Below are 22,708 nucleotides of genomic sequence, written 5' to 3'. Positions count from 1 at the left end.
GTTTTCATCATCTTGCCCCTGCGGTGCCGGCCGGTCGGGACGTGCGTCCCGCGCCGCCGCGCAACCGCACAAGGAATGTGAAAACTTGCCCTCAGGGCGGTAGACAGCGCGGTCCGGTCCCACTATAACCCGCCGGCTCGCCGGGCTTTTTTGCCCGCAAGAGACCTGCCCAGGTAGCTCAGTTGGTAGAGCATGCGACTGAAAATCGCAGTGTCGGTGGTTCGATTCCGCCCCTGGGCACCATCATCCCCTCCGAACCCGTTCGTTGTCGTTCGCGCAGGTTCGCGGCGCGACGATAATCGCCATAAAATCAAGCGCTTCCTTTGATATTGTCGCCCGGTACGGTTCGCGACCGTTCGGGAGCATCCGGCGTTTTCGGGTACACTGTGGGTACACTGAAACGGCCGGGTACACTGGCGGGTCGCTCGATGGCGGGGGACCTTCCCATGGATGAGCTGAGCGACACGAAGATCCGGAACGCGACGCCGGCGGCCAAGGAATACGCGCTTGCCGACGGGCAAGGCCTCAGCGTCGTCGTTCGGCCCAATGGCACCAAGCTCTGGCTGTATCGCTACCGTTTCGGCGGCAAGCGCAAGAACATGTCTTTCGGCACGTTCCCCGGCGTTGGCCTGAAGGCCGCGCGTGACAAACGCCATGGCGCCGAGAAGCTGCTCGACCAGGGCCAGGACCCGGTCGCAGTGCGCGAGGCCAAACGGCAGGAAGACGAAAAGCTCGAGCACACCTTCCGCGCGGTCGGGGAAGAATGGGTGCGCACGAAGCTCGAAAAGGAGAACAAGGCCAAGGCAACGATCAAGCGCGAGCGCTGGAATCTCGATCAGCTCAATCGTGAGATTGGCGACCGGCCGCTCTGTGAGATCGCTCCGCCTGAACTGCTGATAGCACTGCGTCGGGTCGAGGCGCGCGGCAGGTTCTACACCGTCGGGCGCCTACGATCGACCGCTTCGCGGGTGTTTCAATTCGGCGTCGGAGCCTCCTACTGTAACAGCGATCCCACCCGCGACTTGAAGCACGCCCTGACCAAGGCACCAAAGGGCAATCCGCGCCCGGCGCTGACCGATCCCGACGCCGTCGGCGAGCTGATGCGCCGGATTGAGGCCTACGACGCCAAGAACGGCGGATTGGTCCGCTACGCGCTCAAATTGATCGCTTTGACCATGGTGCGGCCCGGCGAGTTGCGGCTGTCCGAGTGGACTGAGTTCGACGAGAAGAACTGCATCTGGCTGATCCCCGCCGAGAAAATGAAGATGCGCGAGGATCACGAGGTGCCGCTCTCTCGCCAGGCCCTTGCGATCCTCGCTGAGCTGCGGCCTTTGACTGGTCGCGGCCGCTATCTGTTCTCCCATGACGATGATGTGCCGATGTCAGACAACACCATCAACAAGGCGTTGCGGATCATGGGCTACGACACCGGCCCCGGCGGGGACCACTGCGCGCACGGCTTTCGTTCCAGCGCCTCAACCTTGCTCAACGAAGAAGGCGTTTTCGACGGCGATGTCGTGGAAGCTCAGCTCGCCCATGAAACGGACGAAAAGAAAAGGCGGCGGCGCGACGAGGTGGTGCGGCGCCAGCTCGCCAAAGGCGACAAGAACAAGATTCGCGGTATCTACAATCGAGCCGCCTATTGGAGCGAACGCGTGCGTCTGATGCAGCATTGGGCCGATCGGCTCGATGGGCTGCGCAAAAAGGTTGCCGGGCCGCTGCGCAAGTCGGCCTAAAGCGCAGCGCGGGATTCGACCGGTGGCAGCGAGGCATGATACTCATCGACGCTGTCGAGATCGATGAGTGTCTTGCCTCCCATCTTGTAAGCCCTGATCCGCTCCCGTGCGATCAACTCATACGCTTTTGTTTTGCCGAATTTGCCATAGCGGCAGCCGTCCCTGAATTCGACAAGCCGGCGCCGCTTGTTGTTGTCGGTTTCTGCCATGGTCTTAGCGACTTTGATCTTGACGATACGAAGCGTACCGGACCGGTTGCGAGAGAAAGCGACTTCCCTTGCCAGGTTCGGAGCGTGCTGACTTTGTCGTGCCAATGATAACGAACAAAAGGCTTGTCGATGAAGCATCGAACTATCGCGTACAGAATAGTAAGATCGGCGCTCGCTAGCTGGCATGGGTGTCGCGTCCAAGCCGGGGCTGCACCTCACTCCGGCTATTGATCGAGGAGACGAGATTGTCTGAGGAACGGACATCGAAAGCGGTCGGGAGCGCGCGTACAACCCGGCGCGCTTGCCGCCATTCATCGTTTCAAATGCAACATTGAACGGCTTTCCAAACGAGATTGGGCGCTGCGTCGTTCGAAAGCGCAAATGGGAGATTGGCATCCCTCCCGCTCTCTTTGTGTGAACTGAGGTGGGGCCCGTAAATCTGGACAGGACGATAAGCGGAGTATCTGCCTGGGCGATAATGGCCACGAACAGGAGAGACCATGAAGAGACGACCCCGCCGGAACCACTCACCGGCGAAGGTGGCTCTGGCAGCCATCAAGGGCGATCGGACGATCGTCCAATTGGCCGAGCATTTCGACGTTCACCCCAATCAGATCACGGCGTGGAAATCGCAGCTTGTGGGCAGCGGCTCCCAGGTTTTTCGGGTCGGGAGCCGGAGCGCCGGGCATCCCAGCGATCGATGTGAAGTCGCTCCATGCCAAGATCGGGGAGCTGACGCTGGAGAGCGATTTCTTAGAATGCGCGCTCACCAAGGCGGGATTGCTGAGCGCAAAGCGATGATCGACTGTGATTACAAACTGTTGATCACCAAGCAGGCAGAGATTCTGAAGATCAGCCGGCGCAGCGTTTATGATCTACCGCGCCCGGTCTCTTCAGCTGACCTCGAGGTCATGCAGCAAATTGATCGGCTGCATCTGGAGTACCCCTTGGCCGGTTCGCGTATGCCGCGAGGCCTGCTAGCTTTGCGGGGGGGCAAGATCCGCCGCCGACATGTGAAGATGCTGATCCGGCGGATGGGGATAGAGGCGCTCTATGGGCGTCCGCGCATCACAAAGCCCGAGCCCGGCAACAATATCTATCCGTATCTGCTGTGCGATCGTGCGATCTGGAGATCACGCGACCGAACTAGGTCTGGGCCATCGACATCACCTATATCCCGATGGCCCACGGCTTCGTCTATCTCGCCGCGGTGCTGGACTGGGCGACCCGTCGTGTCTTGTCCTGGCGGCTGTCGATCACGATGGAGGCAGCCTTCTGCGTCGAGACATTGGAGGATGCTCTCGCGCGTCATGGCAAGCCGGAAGTCTTCAACACCGACGAGGGCTCGCAGTTCACCGGTGCGGCCTCCACCGGCGTGCTCACCGACAGCGGCATTGCGATCAGCATGGACGGGAAAGGAGCCTGGCGGGACGACGTGTTCGTCGAGAGGCTGCGGAAAAGCGTCAAGTACGAAGAGGTCTACCTGTGAGCCTACGAAACCGTTGCTGAGGCGCGAAGTTCGATTGGGAGATATCTCGACTTTTACAATAACCGCCGTCTGCATTCGAGCCTTGATGACCGTACCCCGGATCAAGCCTACTTCGATCTTCCTCCGCTCCGCACAGCGGCCTAACCCCGGCAGAGGCGTCACTTATCGACGTGCAAAACCTGTTCACACAACCAGGGCCACGCCAAATCGCTTGCGACTCTTCGCCATACGGTACATTTCGTTGGAGAAACCTTTTAGCCGCACTGCAGCCGCATTTCGGGAAGTCGCAATCAAGATCGCCGATTTCGCAGAGGTGTTGACACGAATTCTCAACTTTCGGAAGGCGAAGAATAACATTCTGAATCCACATAGCCAATCTTGTCAGCGTAGCTAATCGCATAACTGAAAAACCTAATCAAAACTTTCGGAGCGAGGGAGGTCGATTGATCGAAAGATACTCTTACATCGACATTTTCGTATTTCAACCGCATCTGCTCCGGTTCGACCAGCAAACGTGGAGGGCGCAATCAACGGCTGCGCTTGGTTAATCCGACGCGGTCTCCGGTGATCCGGCTCGCGCGTTGAGATACAACCGGCGCGAGTACCATCTGCTCAGGGGCAGCCCGACTGCTCGGCGAGGTCGGTGTGTGGCAGCCAGACGACTCCTCCCAAGCACGGGATCTCCAAAGCAATGAACTACAAGGGGAAAGCCAGTTAGGCGTCATGGCGTGTCAGAGGCCACGTGCTCTAAACGGCAGCGCCGTAGAAGGACCGCGCCCAGCGACGCTCGGTGATTAGTCCCTCTGCAACAATGCCGATCACAAGCGCCGATCAGCAGGCTCGCCTTGACCGGGGGCACCTCTTCAGGCTCCGCACGGAAGCGACAGCCACAATCCATCAGGGAGAATGGTGGGTGCTCAACCGACGCGACAGTATCCCAAATCCGGCTGGCGGTCGCAGGAGCCTCAGGGTCATGACCCAGCCCGCTGTAGCAGAGATGCTAGGCAAACTGTTTGTCGGCACGCCATGGACATCTTGCTTTCGCCGCTCGAAACACAGATGGTAAAAGTTGTTCAAGTATGTTTTTTTATGGAAGCTGGTCACACTTTAGGCTAGTCTGAAGTGGGAGTCGGATATCAGTGTCAAGGTGGTGATACTATGAAAAACTCGGAGGAAGCTACCGTGCGGCGCCGACTTTCTCCACGAGAGGTGATCGCCCGATCCTACCCCGGATGGGATTATCATATGGCCGACCGCCTCCTTGCGTGGCTGGATGAATGTGGCTACGAAATTGTCGAGAAGAGAAAGTCAATTGGTCAAAAAATCTAGACTTGAGATTTGGAGAACGAGGTGTTCGCGCGGCTGACCATTTTCGTGCCCCACCGATTCAATAAGGTTTCGAAGAAGGACTCACCGGGCCGCCATCACTGCCGCGCTGAGTTGGGCGATTGAAGCCGCCAAACGTGACCACCTCAAAGAGTTTGAGAATGGAGGCATTTCGGTCACCTTACCGATGGTCGGACAGCAGAACCGCAGCGTCGCTCCGAGTAATGAGATCGAAGAGGCGCTCGCGATGATCGCAACCATCACCACGGTCTAAACCATCTTCAGCCATTCTGGCGCTCCGATCCTATGTGCTGAACAGAAACTCGCAATTGCGAAGCGTGGGCTTGGACACTGTATCGGCAGAAGTGTTGGATTGAACGCAGAATGTCTCGAGCCTGCCGTGCCGGCACGTCGGTTATCGACGGCCGTTTGCACTGCTGCGGTAGGACCGCGAGCCCTCAGGCATGAACCGCATCCGCAAGCTCTATCAGGAGGAGGGGGTTGTCGTGCGCGATCATGTCCGCCGCGACCTGTAGTGTCCGCGCGTAGATCCTGTCGGCAGCTATGCCGAATCTGCGCTGGTCTCCGGACTTCGCGTTAGACCAGTTCGCCGGTCCGGCAGCTTCGTATCCTCAACGTCGTTGATTGAAGTCAACACGAAGTGCCTGGCGGCGATCGCCCACGCCTTGATCTGGGGGCGGTGGGTAGCGTGGGAGCTGACCTCGATCGTCGCTCCGCTAGGGAAGCCGGGCTCGATCATCTCGACAGGGGCATCGAGTTCGCCTGCAAAGCGATGCTGGCCTGGTGCAAGGACACGCCATCTAGTGGCACTTCATTGCACCTGCAAGCAGATGCAGAACGCGTCGAGCTTCAACGGCCGGACCCACGAGGAGCACTTGAACGAGACGGTGTCTTACTGTCGCGACGACATCAGGCGCAGGCTCAGGTACGGGTTGCAATTATGACAATGAGCGACCGCACTTAGCGCTGATGACGCCAACCCCGCGCGGCTTACCCCGCCAAGCTTACTGCAACGAGTGATCGGCAACCCCGACCAGTTCCATCCCCCCTCGTCCGCGGCTTCCACCCGCGCCAATCGGCGTACAACCCACTGGGGACTCTACTTTAGCTGAATGGCAGGTCATTGGACGCAGGGACTCCGACGAGCAGCAAGGTGATTCAAGCTGCCACTTGGAGGAGGCAGGCTTGCTTCCAAGGTGGAAAGGGTTTCTTTTGCGATTGAGAATGATTGACGGGCGTCGCAGCGAGATTGTTCAAAGGCGTCTTAGTAACACCAGCATGAAGTTTGGGCATTGGCCGACGGCGACCAATCTAGATCAACTATCCTGGTTCATCAGTGCCGGCTTCGATTGCGATCTGAAAAGTAACTGGCAGGTATTGGCTGCCAATAAATACCGGCCTATCACTATTTATGACATCGAACACAAGCATATTGTCTCGCCATTCGTAGTTGTTGTCGAAATGTGTATCGCTGCTGACGAGGGCCGGCGAGAACGAATAAGATCCGGGTCCGAACATACAGGAGAACCCCATAGTGTAGGTAACGTGCTGCCCGGCTCCTAACGACCTCACAATCTGCTTGGTATGCCAGGTATTAGTGCCCCACATGACGTGGCCGTTGCGATGGCGAAGCATGAAGCCAAGCACCAAGGCCGGCACGGCTTCTTGAACGTCGGCCTTCAGCACCAATTCAAGCTCTTGGCCTGTTCTTGCGACAGAAACCTCCGCCTTGGTCTCCGCGTCTCGAAGCACTAGCGAACGTATGATCACCTCGCCCGTGCCCGACTTAGTTTCGACCCAACCGTGCTTGGCGCGACGCTGTTCGATTGTTAGCTTGGCACTTTCCTTCTCAGCGATCATGGCGTTGTAATAGTCTATGACCTCACCAGGATCGCCGTCGCGAATGACCTGACCTTTATCCATTAGAAGTACCCGATCGCAAAGCGACCGGACATCTCCTAGCCCATGTGTCACGAGCAAGATGGATGTGCCCTCTGCCTTAAACTGACGAATCCGGTCAAAGCTCTTGTGCTGAAAATAGCTATCCCCAACAGAGAGTACTTCGTCGACGATCAATATGTCGGGTCGAACTGCGGTAATAAGCGAAAACGCAAGGCGAGCCTGCATTCCACTTGAATATACACGCAATGGTTGGTCTATGAAGTCGCCGATCTCAGCAAAATCCTCGATTCCAGTCATCAATGAATCGAGCGCTTCGGCTGAGAAGCCGAGCAGCCCACCAGAGTGGTAAATATTCTCCCGGCCGGTGAACTCAGGATTGAAACCCAGTCCCAGTTCTAGAATCGAACAGACCCGGCCGCGTAAGCCGATCGCACCGGTCGTTGGTTTCACGGTGCCGGTCACCAACTTGAGAAGAGTGCTCTTGCCCGCGCCGTTTTGGCCGATCAGCCCTAACGCAGCGCCTGGTTGGAGTACAAAATTGACATCGCGGACCGCCCAATACTCACTTTGGGGCGCTATATCTATGCCCAGCCAAGATAGGAACCTATGCGAGGACCGTTTGTACGTAGTGTAGCACTTGCCGAGGCCGGCCGCGCTCAGAACAGGTTCGGTCATAGTGCGTCTACAATTTCAGGGCTCGCACGGCGAAACAGCACAAAACCTATGATGACAGCGAGAAGCGCCAAGCATGCCGGAACGACCAGCGTCGCCGGATCTGGCCAGCTATCCGCTAGGAAGCCGTCCTGGTAAATCTTGGCGAGCCAGGTCATTGGATTGGCATCGATCAACCACTGTACATAGCTGGGCACGGCACCTCTCGGATAGACAAGAGGCGTCGTCCAGAACCACAACTGCATCAGGACACTCATCACTTGATTCACGTCGCGGCTGAACACGTTTAGAATTCCCGCAGTGACGCCGATGCCGAGCCCTAGGCATGCAATAAGAACGGCGCCCGCGGGAAGGGCGAGTAAAGCCCATCCTGGAAAATAACCAAGAAAAGCGAGCACTACCATGGTCGCCGCGAGTAGCAGAGCGTGGTTCACCAGCGCGCCTCCTAAGACGATCAGCGGGAGCGCTATACGAGGGAACGCAATCTTCTTCATAGCATTGCCGTATTCGAGGAAGATCGACATTGAACGATTAATGATCTCGGCGAATAGCCCCCATGCTGCCATGCCAGCCATCAGATAAACGGGAAAGGCAAGCTTGCTATTGTTTGTAGGCAAGCGCGCACCAATGACTTCCGACAGCACCATCGTAAAGATCAACGCCTGCGCCAGCGGTTGAAGCGCGAACCACAGATAGCCAAGGCGCGAGCGCGCGAAGCGTGATTTCAGCTCTCCTTTGATCGCGGCGGCAACAAACGTACGGTATGACCAAGCAGCGCGGAGAAGTGCACGCATTCGGATGTGGCCACGAAAAAAAGAAGGAACGCGAACGAGCGGCATATGGTGCGGTAATCTCCATTCACTTGCACGAACGAGCAGAGTGACCGAGGTGCAGGAAGATTCACAAAGCTCCAACGCAACCAAAGTGTCATTTCGCTGGGGCGCAGCGCTGTCGGCAAGACCGACCGGATGCCGGCTACCGCCCTCAAGTCACCGCCTTTTATCCTGATGACGCGTCTCTCGTCAAACCCAAGTAGGAGACGGGGTGGGGCATAGAGATAACATTGACCTGCCCCTAAGAAAGTCCCCGAAGTCGAGCTAGACTCCGCCCTGAGGAAGGACGGATAGATCAAGCGAAAGCGGTTCGCCGAAGTCGTGCTCCGAAGCTGGCGGGACGACTATAGTGACGCTCGGCACACTTCCAGATCGGATGGAAGATTCCATCCGAGTTCGCCACCACCGGCAATCCGCGTCGGGATCTGGCGCTGCGCAATGTCGAAGGCTCCGCGCCAGCTCCCGCCGCTATCACGGCCCGGACGGGGCACATCCAACCGCCCGAACGAACTCCGACCTGGATGAAAACTTGGGGCAAGGTCAGCCAGGCTCTCCTTGAGGCTTGAGCGCTAAGCCCGCGCATTCGTGCTCGATGTTGACAAGGAAATAGGCCAGCCGCCTCCGCATCGCGTTGACGCCGACTTTGGTCGGCACTCCCGCTTGGTGACGAAGGCCCCGATCTCCGCCTCACGCAGAAACACCGCGCGCAGGCTCTCGCGCGTCAGCTCGATCATGATGGCTCCGACAAGGTGAAAGATGGGGAAAGGGGCAGCGGCGGCGCGAAGACGATCGACCTCCACGGCTTCACCCCAGATTTACGGGGGGCTAGCCGGCACATGCATTGGGCGATTGAGACGAAAACCGGCCCACCGCATCCGGATTTTTTAGCGGTTCTCAAAGGGACCAGGCTGTGTCATAGCTTTCATACTACTATGGGGAATCTCAGCCGTGAGCGCGGCCCGCGCGGGATTTTTGGTCAATCGCCAGCCAAATTGGCATCGGCCCCATGAAGATGGCGGCAACGTCGGTGGTGTCGAAGCCCCACTGAGTGGCCACGTGGCATCTTCTCGGTCATCGCGGCGCGATGTAAATCAATGTGCCTATCGCCCCACGGCCAGATTGTCATCACCCGCCTCAGAAAAATCGGGACAGGTCGAGCGCGGGCGGGGCACCTGTCATGATCTGCTCAAATTCAAAGAGATGTGGCGGCCGGTTCAAATCGACTGCCGCTTGCGTACGGCATTTGCCGTCATCTAGTCGTGGAAGTCTGAAGACGCGAACGGACAGGGAAACGTGGGGACGTATCGATTATTGCTAGCACTCTGCGTGCTTTACTCTCATGTCTTTGGTCAGATCGCCGGATGGAACATCGGCGTTGTCGCCGTGATTTCATTCTTTATCATCAGCGGCTATGTCATGTCGCTCCTGATCGTGCGGCACTACCCGGACCGCAACGATCTCCTGCGCTTCTATGCCGATCGATCTGCGCGATTGTTCCCGCAATTCTTGGCGTATCTCGCGCTGACCTTGTTGGCAATGAAGCTAGTTGGATTCACGGACGTCTTCTTGCGGGATGTCGGTCCCATTCAGATCGCGCTCAATGCGCTGATGCTGCCGCTCGGCTTTTATATGTTCGGCCTGGAGCACGCATTAATCATTCCACCTGCGTGGTCACTAGGGTTGGAAGTTACGTTCTATATCGTGTTTCCTTTTTTCCTTGGCCTGAAAAGGGGCGCGAAGGTGATGGCGATAGCCGCGTCAGTTGTTGTTTTCTGTGCAGCGTTCGCAGGGTTCATCGATACGGACTGGTTCGGCTACCGGTTGTTGCCGGGCTTATTCTTTATCTTCGCAACCGGGAGCGCCCTCGCTCAGCGCAAGTGGCCGCCGGCACTTACCCTCTCCTTTGCATGCGGGGCCATGTTGCTTCTCCTGTTCTTGCCGAACCTGTATACCAAACTCTACAATAAAGAAGTAGTTGCCGGGATCATCGTTGGTATCCCTGCCGTCTACTTGCTGGGCAGGATTCCATTCTCAAGCTTCGACGAACTAATGGGCAATCTGAGTTACGGCGTTTTCCTCAACCATTTTCTGCTGTTACGGGTCATAAATCACTTCGACGGCAGCCGCATGCTCGTTCCGCTTCTATCGCTGGGCCTCGCATGGATCAGCTATGCGCTGATTGAGCGGCCCGCGCTGCAGCTTCGCAGAAATTTGAGAAGGAGCTCCCGAGAAAGCAGGATTGACCGAGGTTGTGGCAACTCAAACGTCCCCGAAAAGGTGATGATCTGGCCGGATACCACGGGGTAATTCATCAGCAGGGGCACACTTGACAGCCGTTGTTGGCTAACTGTGATGTCAGAGCCGGTCCCGGAATTCTGCACAGGGCGATAAGTGGAGTTTCTGCCTGACAGCCGGCACGCTGTGCCTGCGAATCAGGAGCGACGATGAGCAGAAGAACGCGCCGGAACCACACACTGGCCTTCAAGGCGAAGGTGGCACTCGCCGCCGTGAAGGGCGAACGAACGCTGGCTCAGCTTGCCGAGCAGTTTGACGTCCACTCCAATCAGATCACAACGTGGAAAGCTCAGCTGGAGAGCAAGGCGGCCGACGCGTTCGGCGCCGGCGGTGGGCCCGGAGTGGAGCCGTCGGCGGTCGACGTGAAGTCGCTGCACGTCAAGATTGGCGAACTGACGCTGGAGAACGATTTTTGGAAGGAGCGTTCATCAAGGCGGATTGCTGAGCGCAAAGCGATGATCGACCGTGAGCACGAGCTGCCGATCACCCGGCGGGCGGAGGCTTTGAACATTCGTCGCGGCAGCGTGTACTACCTGCCGCGACCGGTGCCGGCCGCCGCCTCGCGATCATGCGGCGTCTCGACCGGTTGCATCTGGAGTTCCCATTCGCGGGCTCGAGAATGTTGCGAGGCCTGCTAGCTGCCGAGGGGTGCAAGATCGGCCGCCGGCATGTCGAGACGCTGATGCGGCGGATGGGGATAGAAGCGCTCTATCGCCGGCCGCGCACGACAAAGCCCGAGCAGGGCCACAAGATCTACCCGTACCTGCTGCGCGGAATGGAGATCACGCGGCTGAACCAGGTGTGAGCGATGGACATCGCCTACATCCCGATGGCGCGCGGCTTCGTCTATCTGGCGGTCGTGCTCGGTTGGTTCAGCCGCCGCGTGCTGTCGTGGCGCGTATCGATCACTATGGAGGCGGCGTTCTGTGTCGAGACGCTCGAAGATGTTCTGTCTCGTCACGGCAGGCCGGACGTCTTCAACACGGATCAGGGCTCGCAGTTCACCGGGCAGGCCTTTACCGGCGTGCTCGCCGACAACGGCATTGCGATCAGCATGGACGGCAAGGGAGCCTGGCGGGACAATGTGTTCGTCGAGCGGCTATGGCGCAGCGTCAAATACGAGAAGGTCTATCTACGGGCCTACGATACCGTCAGCGAGGCCCTCTCGTCGATCGGCAGATACCTCGACTTCTTTAACGGTCGGCGCCCGCATTCGAGCCTTGACGGCAACACGCCGGATCAAGCCTGCTTCAACCCGCTGCCACTCCGCTTGGCAGCCGAACCTTGGCAGAGGCTCCAGTTATCGACGCGGAATTGCTGTTCAGACAACCGGGACCACCTCTGTCGCCACGAAGACGCGTCAGCTTGTCCCTGGCGTAGTAGTGCAACGTCCCGCTGGCGATCGTGATCGTACCAGAGCCGCCTGAGTGCCAATACCCTCCGTCGGCAGAGATATTGGTCGTAGAGTCGAAAAAGGCTTTCGTCGTATGTCGATGGCATTGATGCCGTTGCCGGCATCGAAGATCAGTTGCGCACCGCTCAGATTGAGCGCGCCGTTCTTCTAATTGTTTACCTTGAAGCCGTTCCCGCTAGAGTTGGTCTGGGATACGCTCTACCCCTGGAAAAAAAAGTCTTGTTGCCTCAGCAATGTCATCGAGATTGATGTCGGCGTCGACGCAAGTCTCGATCATGGTGAGCTGTTGCGAAAGATCTGGTTTGTGTCTGCAGCATTGAGGCTGGTATCGACCTGAAAGCCAACCCTGTAGCCGAAGATGCGCCTGCTTAATCAATCGCAGTCACCGGTCATGTGGGTGAAGGACTTTATCTAAAGCCGCCGATACTGATACGGTTACAGACTGTAACGCCGTCATCTATGGTGATGATGTCTGCGCTATCCGCCGGCGCGGCGGAAGCCACAATGATCTCCAGCGACACAAACTGACGACGAATTGATGGAGAAGTCGTCAGGCCGAAGGCGTCCGATCTTCGCATTGGCGGCAAGATAAGCGATCCATCTGTCGATGCGCCGACGTATCATCGGCCACGTCGAAATCGCGCGCATCGATCCAATCCTGGTAAAGTGTGATACCAGCCGCCAGATGCCATTACCCCGCGACCTGAATGTTGCCACGTCGCCCGCATTGAACTGAACATCCGTTCCAGTGGGGCACATTGGGCGCGAAGAGTTCAGGAAACTCGCCTGTCCTTGGAAAGACAACCTCAGTGACGTGCCGCGCGGCACCGAGCCTCCCCGCGGGGCAAAGTCAAATGTGAGGGTTATCGCCTGATCGTTCAGCGCGAGGGCAAGAGCGTGCGCCTGTTCTCCAAGAATGGCTGCGATTGGACTAGCCGCCCCCCCTAGATCGCCGAGGCCGCCCTCAAAAACGAGCACCATCGATTCGTCATAGACGGCGAGGCCGTGGCGCTCGGCGTCGATGGCAACGCGGACTTCAATGCTCTACGGTCCCGCAAGCACAATCATAAGGTCCAGCTTTACGCTTTCGACATCCTGGCGCTCGATGACGATGACCTGCGCGACCTGCCGCGCCCAATCGGCAAGACCAATCTCGCGCGCCGGCCCGACGGCATCTTCGTCGCGCCGTTTGAGACAGGCGAGATCGGGCCGGACCTGTTCCGGGCCGCTTGGAACATCGGACGCGGCGACACGGTCTCGAAACGAAGCGATCGACCTACTGCCCCGCCCGAGTCGAAAGACTGGATCAAGGTGAAGAACCGCACGGATCCTGTGATGTCGCGTGTCACCGATACGTTTTACTGATTGGCCCGGAAGGTCAATTGCGGGCGGCTATTGCTCGAGCCCGGCGTCGCGCTCTCTGCCCAACGTAGTTATAAGCGGGCGGCGGCGATGTTGTCGCGCAGGCGCTCCCGCCACTCGGCAAGCCGCTCAGGTGATATGCCTTGCTCGGCGGAGCGCGATTTGAGAGCCGACACGTGCCGCCGATGGAAAAAGGTCTCTTTATCATAGAATGAAAAACCGATATCCTCAAAATCGGGTCCTGGTGTCATGCTGTCCGTTCGTTGTTTGACGATCGATTTGCGGTAGCCGCGCGCTATCCGCAGCACGCTCACCGGCCCAATGCCTGGGCAGGCCGTTCGCGCCATCCTCCAAGCCGCGAGCCACGGCAAGCGATCGATTTCATCGTATTTCACGATGAGCGCATGAGCACGCAAGTTGCAATACATACCCAACCAATTCCGCATCAAATCGATTGCCGCGGCCTCGCCCGTTTCTCCAAACGCCGTGAGCCATGAGGCCAAAGCATCCTCGACGCGGCGAACAGTGATGATAATCCGCGCTCCGCCAGCCTTGGCTAGTTCGGTGGACGGGCCATCTAGCTCATGAGTTTTGAGCAAGACGTGGTCCGCTCCATTTGAGCGATCAATGGCCCCGAGTAGGTCGTTAGAGGATTCATGATAGACCGTTCCACGCGTTCGGAGGGCCTCACGCACGATGTTAAAGGCAAACGTGGAGCCCGATCGGGGCATGCCGGCCAGTATTACAATCATTGAGTCCAATGCCCCGCTCTAAGCCGAGAACCTCCGATCAGCGCTTCGATGCCAGACGCGTCTGACTCTTTGCTGCAGCGGCGTCCGTTTCGAGGCGCAGCACGTTCCGCAATGACCATGCTACGTGCGCCGATAGAAGCTGTTGTGAGGCGGCCCATAGCACATCTGCCTCATCGGCAAACGGAAACCCATCTAGCTCGCTCTCCTAAACTTGGCAAGCGAGCCCGACGGTACGCCGCAGGGGCGGTCGCAGGCAATCCGGCCTTCGGTACGAGAGCACCGATGACGGTGCCGCTGCTCCCGAATGATCGCTGGTCGCTCGACTCCGTGTCGGACCAGATGTCCGATGGTGGGCGCTCCGCATCGTGACCGTGGTCAACGACTGCACCCGCGAGTGTCTGGCGCCGGTGCTCGACACCTCTCTTTCGGGCGCCCGGGTCGCTCGCGAGCCGGATCGGTTGGTCGCCGAGTCCGTTATGGGCCATGGGACTAAACCGCTCGCGCGGTAGAGCACGACAGCCGGCAGCACGGCTGAGAGGATAGCGCAACGAGGCGTCCAGTCTTGAGATGAGAGGTTCGCAACCTTCACCCAAGACAGGAGCATCCCCATGACCGACGAGGCCATGAGCCCTTTGGGGCGGCGCATGATCGAAGACATAACGATCCGCAAGTTCGCGCACAAACCCAACATGACTACGTGCAGCGGGTCAAGGACTTCGCAGCCTTCCTCGGACGATCGCCGGATCTGGCCGGCTTTGAGGATGTGCGCTGCTATCAGCTCCATCTGGCATCGTGCGGCGTCGGCGTACCGACCATCAACCAGACGGTCTCGACCTTGCGGTTCTTCTTCAAGGTCACGCTGCGGCGTCACGAGATCGAGCATACCACTTCATCCACGAGCCGCGCAAGCTGCCGGTGGTGCTGAGCGTGGAGGAAGTGGCGCGGCTGCTCGATGCGGCACCCGGGCTCAAATACAAGGCGGCGCTCAGCGTGGCCTATGGCGCGGGCCTCCGTGCCAACGAGGTCGTTTCGCTCAAAATCTCCGATATCGACAGCAAGCGCATGATCATCCGCGTCGAGCGGGGCAAAGGCGGCAAGGACCGCAACGTCATGCTGTCGCCGAGCCTGCTCGACCTGCTGCGCGCGTGGTGGAAGGCAGCGGGTCCCCAGGGTTGGCTATTCCCTGGGCGTGATCCGGCGCAGCCGATGACGACACGCCAGCTCAATCGTGCCTGTCATGCCGCTGCCCAGGTGGCCGAGATCCACAAGCGCGTGTCGCTGCATACCCTCAGGCAGAGCTTCGCCACCCACCTGCTCGAGCAAAACGTCGACGTTCGCGTGATCCAGGTGCTGCTCGGTCACGCCAAGCTCGATACGACCGTGCTCTATACCAGGGTCGCCGCCAAGACGATCAGCGAGGTCATGAGCCCGCTGGAGCACATTACGATCAAGCTGAAGGAGGCCCGGCCGCCCGGCTGACGCGAGGCCCGCATGCCTCGTCCGGCTCTGGAGGTTGCGGATATCTTCCGCGACCATGGTCCGGCGGAGGGTTACGCATGGAACGCGCCGCAAGGCGATTACAGCAGCGAGCGGTCACACTCCGCACTGAAATGTCAAACCCCGGTCGGCCCACGCTCCCATCTCATCGCAACGGGGAGACCAGCCGCGCTCGCGCGACCAAATCCGTCGATCCGCGCTCGCTCCACCTGCGCTAATCGGCGTAAACACCAGCATCCAGACCTGCGGATGGATGAACTTCGGTGGAAGGTCACTTCCCACCAACAGTGTTACCGCTCCTTGGCCGAATGCATTGGCTCACAGGATCTACGGTCTAATGCGATTAAGCATTTCGTCTAACCGAAGGAAGTCCGACTGAGGCGCATGCCTGCTCAGCAGGTCCTGCCTGACGGCGTTCGCCCAATGAGGCTCGACTTCACTTCTAATCACGCGACGTAGGTGATAAGTCTCGGGTGACGGCGGAGGGAAAATCTCCTCAACGACATTCAGGAGCCCGTTTATCTGTATGTCTAGCCGTGCAAGCATACCAGCATTTGAGAAGCTATCATTGCCGCCCCGCCTGTGTAGTAAAACATCATGAAGATAAACGAGCTTGAAAGGATCGTTCAGCATTGACCACAGCCGTCCAATATGTGCCCAGTTCGATCCGTTGAATCGCGAGGTGGGCTTGTATTTGAACCAGCGGCTTCGGTTAACGATCAGAGTACCCATGAACGAGAAAAAGGCTTCTGAGGAACGGGCAGCGTCAAGATAGACGCGTCTATCGTCTGGATCGTACAGATCGAGGATCTTGTCCTCTGCGAAATCCAGAACGGGCCAGTCTCTGAGGACCGACATGTCCACGAGACATTCATTGTGCCGCCCCAAGAGCAGATCAGGCTGCCAACGCTTTAATGACTCCATAACCCTCTCGATGGCCCCTGGTAACATTACGTCGTCACCAGAGAAAAGCCAGCAATAGGGCGCACTTACCAATTCGACGCTCCGTGCCATATCGGCGTCTATGCCGCCCTTCTTCAGAGCGCGAACATAGCGCAAGTTCGTATATCGTTTGAGGTACTGACGCACAACGCTCAACGTGTTATCCGATGAGCCACCATCAAACACGAGCACTTCGACATTCTTCGTAAGCGCCTGATCTAGGACGCTGTCCAATGTTTCAGGCAGAAAGGCCCCAAAGTTGTAAACGGGAATCGCAACAGATAGCAATCTTTGGTCTTGTGAAGCGGCGATTGTCGTCACTGCATTACAGCCTTCAAAGTTTCGCTGGTTATCTTTGCGAGCGGGTGCTGACTAGCCAAGGCCTGCGCGTAGATCATCTCGATCTTTGGATAGAGCTCGCGAAACTTGCTGAGGTGCCGTGAGCGCCGGATGAAGCGCACGATGTCGAACGACCTGAAGGACGGATCGAGCTCTGAGTTGAAAAGGATCTCTAAAAAGCCCAGAGTCATCTGCAGCGTGTGCTCGCGCCAATGATCGACCCCCTCTTGGGTCACACCGTTCAGCTCGGCAAAATCATAGACCTCGGGAAGTCGCTCTAGGACCCAAAGAGGCGCGTACTTTCCCCAGGACACGTTCATATTGATCGTAATCAGAGGCTCGTTGATCCAATAGCCAGATAGTTCCATCATATGGGACAAGATGTATTTTGATGACGGAACGCACGTTTGCAGGCTGGAGAATGGCTCGCCGCTAGTGTCCTGGTTGAAGATTTTCTGCGCGTATTTCCTCTTGACAACGAAGGTGTATATAGCCGTGTAGAAATTCTCGTTGAAGGAGGAGATTTCCTTAACAAGCCCGCAAGTCGAAGCAGCACCCTCGGCAATCTTGATGGCCGTCGAAAGATAGTGCTCCAAGCCGTCGCTCACCGGCGGCTCTGGAGTTGGGGTGTAAGCGTAATTGACGTTGATCAGATCTGGCCCGTGGGTATCGATGATGTCGATGAGCCTTTCGAGCGCCCCTCGGTGTATAATGTCGTCGTCGCCGATCAGCCACACGTACTCACCCCGAGCGCGCGCAGCTGTCTCCGGCAAGTTATTCAACATACCGACGTTGGCGGTGTTGCGGAAGTAGAAGAAATTGTCCTCTCCGATGTAACGAGTGGCAACCTCAAATGTCTCATCCGTCGAGCAATTATCGCACACAACGATTTCGATGCGCTCTCGAGTGGCCCTCGAATTCCGCATTAGACTCTCAAGGTTGATCGACAGCCAGGCTGCTCTGTTGTAGGTGGTTATGCAAATTGAAAGCACCGGACGCGCGGCAAGCTCATATCGCGGGACAGAAGCGATAGCTGGGGGGGGCGATCGTCGGTCCTGCCCTGCGGGGCGGATGCAGGACGATACTTCCGCAGCGTATTCTTCCCAGCTCTTGAAGTGCCGACTACGAATTTCCTCCTTAAGCTGTCCAATTCTGTCAGAGTCGCTCGCCAAGCGTACTATTGCATTGCAAACTTCTTCGATGCTTAGCACGTCGACAGTTTCGCAGCCGCCGGATGCGGCGAGCTCAGCCATCTGGCCCGTTCGCGAGCATATGCACGGAATCCCGAACCACAGGCTTTCCATGATCGGAATCCCGAAACCTTCTTCGATTGATGGAAAGACGGTGAAATGCGCTTTCTCATACTGATCTCGGAGGATGGAATCTGAAGCCTTCCTAATCCACGTTATGCTCTTGCTATCTCCAATAAGCTTCGTGATCTTGCCGGGCAGATCCTTGTCGAAGGATTCATCTCCCCCAACGATCGTGAGCTTCAGAGGCCGTGGAGAAATCTTCTCGGCTTCGATGAAGGCGCGGATCAGCGTCTCGTGATTCTTGCGGGGCTCAACGGTTCCCACCGCCAAAACATTACAGACATTGCCAATTCCGGTCGCAGGGGGCTCGCTTCCTGTTGATCTCTCAGGAAACTCAGCCGGAAGATCGATCGCTCTAAGGCGGTTCTCAAGCGCAAGGGCTCGCCTACCACTTGTGCTGAGGAAGCTCTCAAGGTCTTTGGCGCTTGTGCCCGAAATCGGAAGAATGAAGTCCATTCTGTCAAGAAGCTCCATGTAGGCCATGTGAGCTTTCGTGAAATCGGGGGGGTACATCGATGCGAGCTTGTAAGGAATGGCGTCGTAAAACACCGCGGCGCAACGACTGACGGTCTGCTTGAAGAAGGTAACGACTCGTTCTTGAACATCGAGAGATCGGTTGAGCGGTAGCTCAACCAATAGATAGATACCCTCAGCATCAACTCGAGTCTGGTCGAATGACGTGACCCATCCATCAGTAGGCGGGCCGTTCCAGCGAGCAAGGTGCTCAAGATCGTCCCTGGTTGCGAGAACGATGGAAGCCGAGCTTTCATCCCACTTGATCGGCACCAGTTTGCATCCCTGCAAGATGAGGTGCCGCGCGAGCTGACGGTTGACTCGCTGGATGCCAGTATTGTTGTTGGTAGCTAGAGTGGCATCTACCCAGTAATAGACTAGGCCATTGTAGAGTTGGCCAAATTGATGACGATTCATATCGTCAACTATCTGACCGGCGTACTCAAACCACGTCTTCACCTGTCGTCGGAGGATCTCTTCCAGCTTAGTTTGATATAGGTTCTGATCCTCTATGAGGGCTGCGATGGCGCCAAGCAGAGCATCAACGCTATGAGTATCAACTGCAACACATCCACCCCTCACAGCGATTTCGGCCATGGAGCCGAAGTTAGCGCAGATGCAAGGCTTTAGATTCCAGAGGCTTTCGACAATCGGGAGGCCGTAGCCCTCCTCGACAGATGGGAAAACAGTAAAGTCACAGTTTAGATAGAATCGCTTTATGTCGTCGTCGGTTGCATGGAAGTGAAACTCGATCCGCGGGTTCTGAGAAGCTTCCTTCTCGATCACGTTTTTGTATTGATCTCGGATCATCCCGACGATGTGCAGTGTGAGATCCATCTCGGGGTGTTTCGCACAGTATTTGTTGAACGCCCTGATCAACGAAATTTGGTTCTTGCGTTCGTCAATCGTTCCAACGCAAACAATGCTGCGGCTTTCCGTTTTGGTGTAAGCGACTTGTCGCGGCGTATCCATTTCCTCAGCCAACGTAGCAACCGAAATAACAGGCATTTCGGCATCGCTCAGGCTGTCGTATCGACGGTAATAGTCGATCAGGAGATCGGCTGTCCAACGAGAGATCGGCCAGATGACATCTGCCAAGCCGACGGTCGATGTATACTCCGCGTGCTTCCGCGCGTTCTCCGAGGCATCGCTGCTGAGAAAAGGTATCACATCATAGTAGATGACGCCCACGCGTAAGCCAAAATCACGTGCAAGCTTGATCAGTCTAGATGTTGGCGGATTGGGATGCCGCGTGTGATAGGTAACTTCCGGAATGAGGAGCCATGGTGGACGCGATTGGCCGCGCAGGTTCGTAAGCATTGCCTCAAACGTACCCGGATCATAGAAGCGATCATCTTGAGCGGTCCCATGACCCGCTTGCTTTGAGAAATGCGCGCGCTCGCTAGCATTCAGCGGAGTGAATCTGAGAGTCCTCGGATCCAGCTTAACGAGGATGAGTATCTCGCCCTGGCTTTCCAACATTCCAGCGAGCTTGTGGCATACCCGCTGGATACCCGTAATCCTATCGAATAGCGCAGTAAACTCGACATAGAACAGAACGATTCGTTCGTTGTGACGAAGAACGCGAGTCGGCAATGGTGCCGGCGATGGTAGAAGAGAGGGAACAATATCGGTATGGGAAGCGCGTTGAGATAGCCCCATCTGGCGCCGGATAAGGATCGAAAGTACCCGGTGTCTGAGACTTGGAAAGCAATTGAGAATGGCCGATGCCGCTCGTTTGAGCGTATGGTTCCTCACTACAAGTGGATGCAAACGGAAAATCAAACGCCTCAGTGCGCCCTTGACAGCACGCACCGAGTTCGCAGCTGCTTCGTGACGTCTTAAATTCGCAACTCGAAGAGGCTCGGTTATTCTCCAAGAAATCGATCCGTAGACGCGCTTGAGCTCGTTTTCGAGAGCCGAGGCTTTCTCTTGTATCTCCAGAACGTCGGCGCGCTGTGCTTCCGCTTGAAGAATCTCTCGCGCAATTTGCTCCCGTAGAGCCGCTGCTTGCTCGATCAATTCAGCCGATTGTCGCTCAGACTGCTCAAGGCGAGCGTTACGATCGCGCAATTCCCTTTCAAGCAACTCCAGCTGCGCACGCTGATCCGCTAGTCGACGTTCCAACTCCTCCAGCCGTGCGTCCCGCTCGATGACTAGCCGCTCGGCTGTCTTCAGTCGCTCATCCCGGTCGCGCAGTTCACGTCCAAGCTCCTCAAGCTTCGCTTCACGCTCGATTGCCAGTTGCGAGGGCGCCAGACGCTCGTCCCACTCAATCAAATGACGTTCAAACTCCGCAAGCTTTCTGGCGGTCACAGCAGCAACTGCCTCTGACGCCTTGAGCCTGCCGTCCCAGCCACCAATTTGCTGACAAAATTGCCCCAACTGGACACCAAGGTCGGCCGCGCGCTTTTCGGCCGCCTTCACCAGTTCGTCGCGGATGGCGAGCTCTTGAAGAGCCTGCTGCCTTTCCTTCTCTAGGGCAAGCTTCGAAGCAGGCACGTAATCGTCAATCACGTTCGGTGGCAATGAGAACGCAGAACTCAATTCCTCGTGCTCTTTGGCAACGAAAAACTTGTTGAGACCGTCAAAGTAGGCAAAGAGGTACCCTCGGTCTAAAAGATACGGCTGCCAAGCGTGCGAGATATCCGTGTTTGAAAATGGAGCCGTTGCTTCGATCACGAGTATCCAAGGTCGATACTTAGTAAATGCAGCTCCCTTCAGAATGTCAGCCTCGGCTCCCTCTGCATCGATTTTCAGAAAATGAACTGTCTGAACGTCATATTCAGTGCACAACTCGTCTATGGTGGTCGAGCGGACCTTGGTCAATTCAGGCTGGCCAAAGCCGGCCTTCACGATTTTCCGCATTTCCGCTTTGGAAATGGTTGACAATCCAGTATTCCGGAAGAGGAATAGGTCCCTCTCTCCTGCCTTATCTGCAGCTACAGCACGGATGTTGATATCTGCCGGTCGCTCCTGTTGCAGCTTATCAAACCACTCCTGGGTCGGCTCGACGTTGATCCCGCGCCAGCCCATGTCGTAAAACGCTTTTGTGACGGAATACTCAACTGGATCGTAGGCGCCAATGTCGATGTAAAATCCGGCTTCTACACGCTTTAGCGCGCGCCAAAGCATAAGATCTTCGAAGTTCTGGGCGTAGGTGATGAATGTCATTTGGCTGCTTCGGCAATGCACCGCTGGATAGCTCGCGCGACGCAACCTATGATAGGTCGCCGGCTCGTTTAACGCGGCACATCGCCGAATGTATCCAGATTTGTCAATAGCGCAATTTGAACGGTTGAAGTGAAGCGAGGCGCTTCCACGGGTCTGGCCTTTGTCCGCACTCTGGGTAAAGAAGTCACTCCGCAGTAGACTCATGGCCCGGACCGAAGGCAGCGATTTCTGCGATCGCTTGAGCCTAGATTCGGTTCTTCTGATTATAGGCACCCACCTCAGGATGCGTCCGCAGCACCTCGTTGACCGCCTTGAACATGTCGTGCATGCGCCGCTCGGATACCGGGCTTTCGACTACCACCACGAGCTCTGGCTTGTTCGATGAGGCTCGCACCAGACCCCAGCTGCCGTCCTCGACCGTGACGCGAACGCCGTTGACGGTGACGAGGTCGCGGATCTTCTGCCCCGCCACCTTGCCGCCCTGCTGCTGCAGCGCCTGGAAGTGCTTCACGACCGCGTCGGCGACACCGTATTTGACCTCGTCGCCACAATGCGGCGACATGGTCGGCGACGACCAGGTCTTTGGCAGCGCGTCCTTCAGGTCCGCCATCGACTTGCCCGACGCCCGGTCGAGCATCTCGCAGATCGCGATCGCCGAGGCCAGACCGTCGTCATAGCCTCGCCCGAACGGGCGGTTGAAGAAGAAGTGGCCGGATTTCTCGAAACCGGCGAGCGCGCCGAGCTCGTTGGTGCGCCGCTTCATGTAGGAATGGCCTGTCTTCCAGTAGGCGGTCTTCGCGCCCTGCGCCTGCAGCACCGGATCGGTCATGAACAGGCCGGTCGATTTCACGTCGACGACGAACTGCGCATTCTTGTGGATCGCCGACATGTCGCGCGCCAGCATCACGCCGACCTTGTC

At 57.3% G+C, this 22,708-nt stretch carries 9 protein-coding genes, 1 tRNA gene and 6 pseudogenes; 9 read left to right on the top strand and 7 right to left on the bottom strand.

Annotated features, from left to right (window positions below; genetic code table 11):
* The first annotated feature begins 167 nt into the window (after positions 1-167).
* Together QX126_RS26250 and QX126_RS26245 are read left to right on the top strand one after the other, a co-directional pair.
* Positions 168-243, top strand: a tRNA-Phe gene (locus tag QX126_RS26250).
* Positions 244-446: 203 nt separating this feature from the next.
* Positions 447-1,736 carry a tyrosine-type recombinase/integrase gene (locus tag QX126_RS26245; protein ID WP_315784667.1) on the top strand — a complete coding sequence of 430 codons (1,290 nt, stop codon included), beginning with the start codon at positions 447-449 and terminating at the stop codon, positions 1,734-1,736.
* Here QX126_RS26245 and QX126_RS26240 read toward each other — a convergent pair.
* Positions 1,733-1,945, bottom strand: coding sequence for an excisionase family DNA-binding protein (locus QX126_RS26240; protein WP_315717865.1), 213 nt, complete (start codon positions 1,943-1,945; stop codon positions 1,733-1,735). The two genes, QX126_RS26245 and QX126_RS26240, sit on opposite strands and share 4 nt — an antisense overlap.
* A gap of 500 nt (positions 1,946-2,445) precedes the next feature.
* Between QX126_RS26240 and QX126_RS26235 the strand changes: the two are divergent.
* Positions 2,446-3,578 (top strand): annotated as a pseudogene (locus QX126_RS26235) (IS3 family transposase).
* 2,523 nt (positions 3,579-6,101) lie between these two features.
* Here QX126_RS26235 and QX126_RS26230 read toward each other — a convergent pair.
* A complete protein-coding gene (locus QX126_RS26230; protein WP_315784664.1) occupies positions 6,102-7,358 on the bottom strand; it encodes an ABC transporter ATP-binding protein in 1,257 nt (418 codons plus the stop codon).
* Complete coding sequence (locus tag QX126_RS26225) at positions 7,355-8,194, bottom strand: ABC transporter permease (protein WP_315784661.1); 840 nt, start codon at positions 8,192-8,194, stop codon at positions 7,355-7,357. Before QX126_RS26225 ends, QX126_RS26230 begins: the two co-directional genes overlap by 4 nt.
* A gap of 306 nt (positions 8,195-8,500) precedes the next feature.
* On the opposite strand from QX126_RS26225, the pseudogene QX126_RS26220 reads away from it, so the two are divergent.
* The 4 genes and pseudogenes from QX126_RS26220 to QX126_RS26205 all read left to right on the top strand — a co-directional run.
* Positions 8,501-8,713, top strand: a pseudogene (locus tag QX126_RS26220) (IS3 family transposase); the annotation flags it as partial.
* Positions 8,714-9,481: 768 nt separating this feature from the next.
* Positions 9,482-10,495 carry an acyltransferase gene (locus QX126_RS26215; RefSeq protein ID WP_315784658.1) on the top strand — a complete coding sequence of 338 codons (1,014 nt, stop codon included), beginning with the start codon at positions 9,482-9,484 and terminating at the stop codon, positions 10,493-10,495.
* A gap of 137 nt (positions 10,496-10,632) precedes the next feature.
* Positions 10,633-11,762 (top strand): annotated as a pseudogene (locus QX126_RS26210) (IS3 family transposase); the annotation flags it as partial.
* Positions 11,763-12,902: 1,140 nt separating this feature from the next.
* Complete coding sequence (locus QX126_RS26205) at positions 12,903-13,262, top strand: hypothetical protein (RefSeq protein ID WP_315784655.1); 360 nt, start codon at positions 12,903-12,905, stop codon at positions 13,260-13,262.
* Between the two features lie 68 nt (positions 13,263-13,330).
* On the opposite strand, the gene QX126_RS26200 is transcribed toward QX126_RS26205, so the two are convergent.
* Complete coding sequence (locus QX126_RS26200; RefSeq protein ID WP_315784652.1) at positions 13,331-13,858, bottom strand: hypothetical protein; 528 nt, start codon at positions 13,856-13,858, stop codon at positions 13,331-13,333.
* Positions 13,859-14,238: 380 nt separating this feature from the next.
* Between QX126_RS26200 and QX126_RS26195 the strand changes: the two are divergent.
* Both QX126_RS26195 and QX126_RS26190 read left to right on the top strand, forming a co-directional pair.
* Positions 14,239-14,481, top strand: a pseudogene (locus tag QX126_RS26195) (hypothetical protein); the annotation flags it as partial.
* 138 nt (positions 14,482-14,619) lie between these two features.
* Positions 14,620-15,490, top strand: a pseudogene (locus QX126_RS26190) (tyrosine-type recombinase/integrase).
* 345 nt (positions 15,491-15,835) lie between these two features.
* Here the strand turns inward: QX126_RS26190 and QX126_RS26185 are convergent.
* The 3 genes and pseudogenes from QX126_RS26185 to QX126_RS26175 form a co-directional block, all read right to left on the bottom strand.
* Positions 15,836-16,771, bottom strand: coding sequence for a glycosyltransferase family A protein (locus tag QX126_RS26185; protein WP_315784648.1), 936 nt, complete (start codon positions 16,769-16,771; stop codon positions 15,836-15,838).
* Positions 16,768-21,789, bottom strand: a complete 5,022-nt coding sequence (locus QX126_RS26180) for an FkbM family methyltransferase (protein ID WP_315784645.1) — start codon at positions 21,787-21,789, stop codon at positions 16,768-16,770. The genes QX126_RS26185 and QX126_RS26180 overlap by 4 nt, the downstream gene beginning before the upstream one ends.
* A gap of 244 nt (positions 21,790-22,033) precedes the next feature.
* Positions 22,034-22,708, bottom strand: a pseudogene (locus QX126_RS26175) (phosphomannomutase/phosphoglucomutase); the annotation flags it as partial.

It is taken from the genome of Bradyrhizobium sp. SZCCHNPS1003, assembly GCF_032381555.1.
Lineage (GTDB): Bacteria > Pseudomonadota > Alphaproteobacteria > Rhizobiales > Xanthobacteraceae > Bradyrhizobium.
Note: the sequence above shows the minus strand (reverse complement) of the source record. Positions and strands in the feature narration are given on the sequence as shown.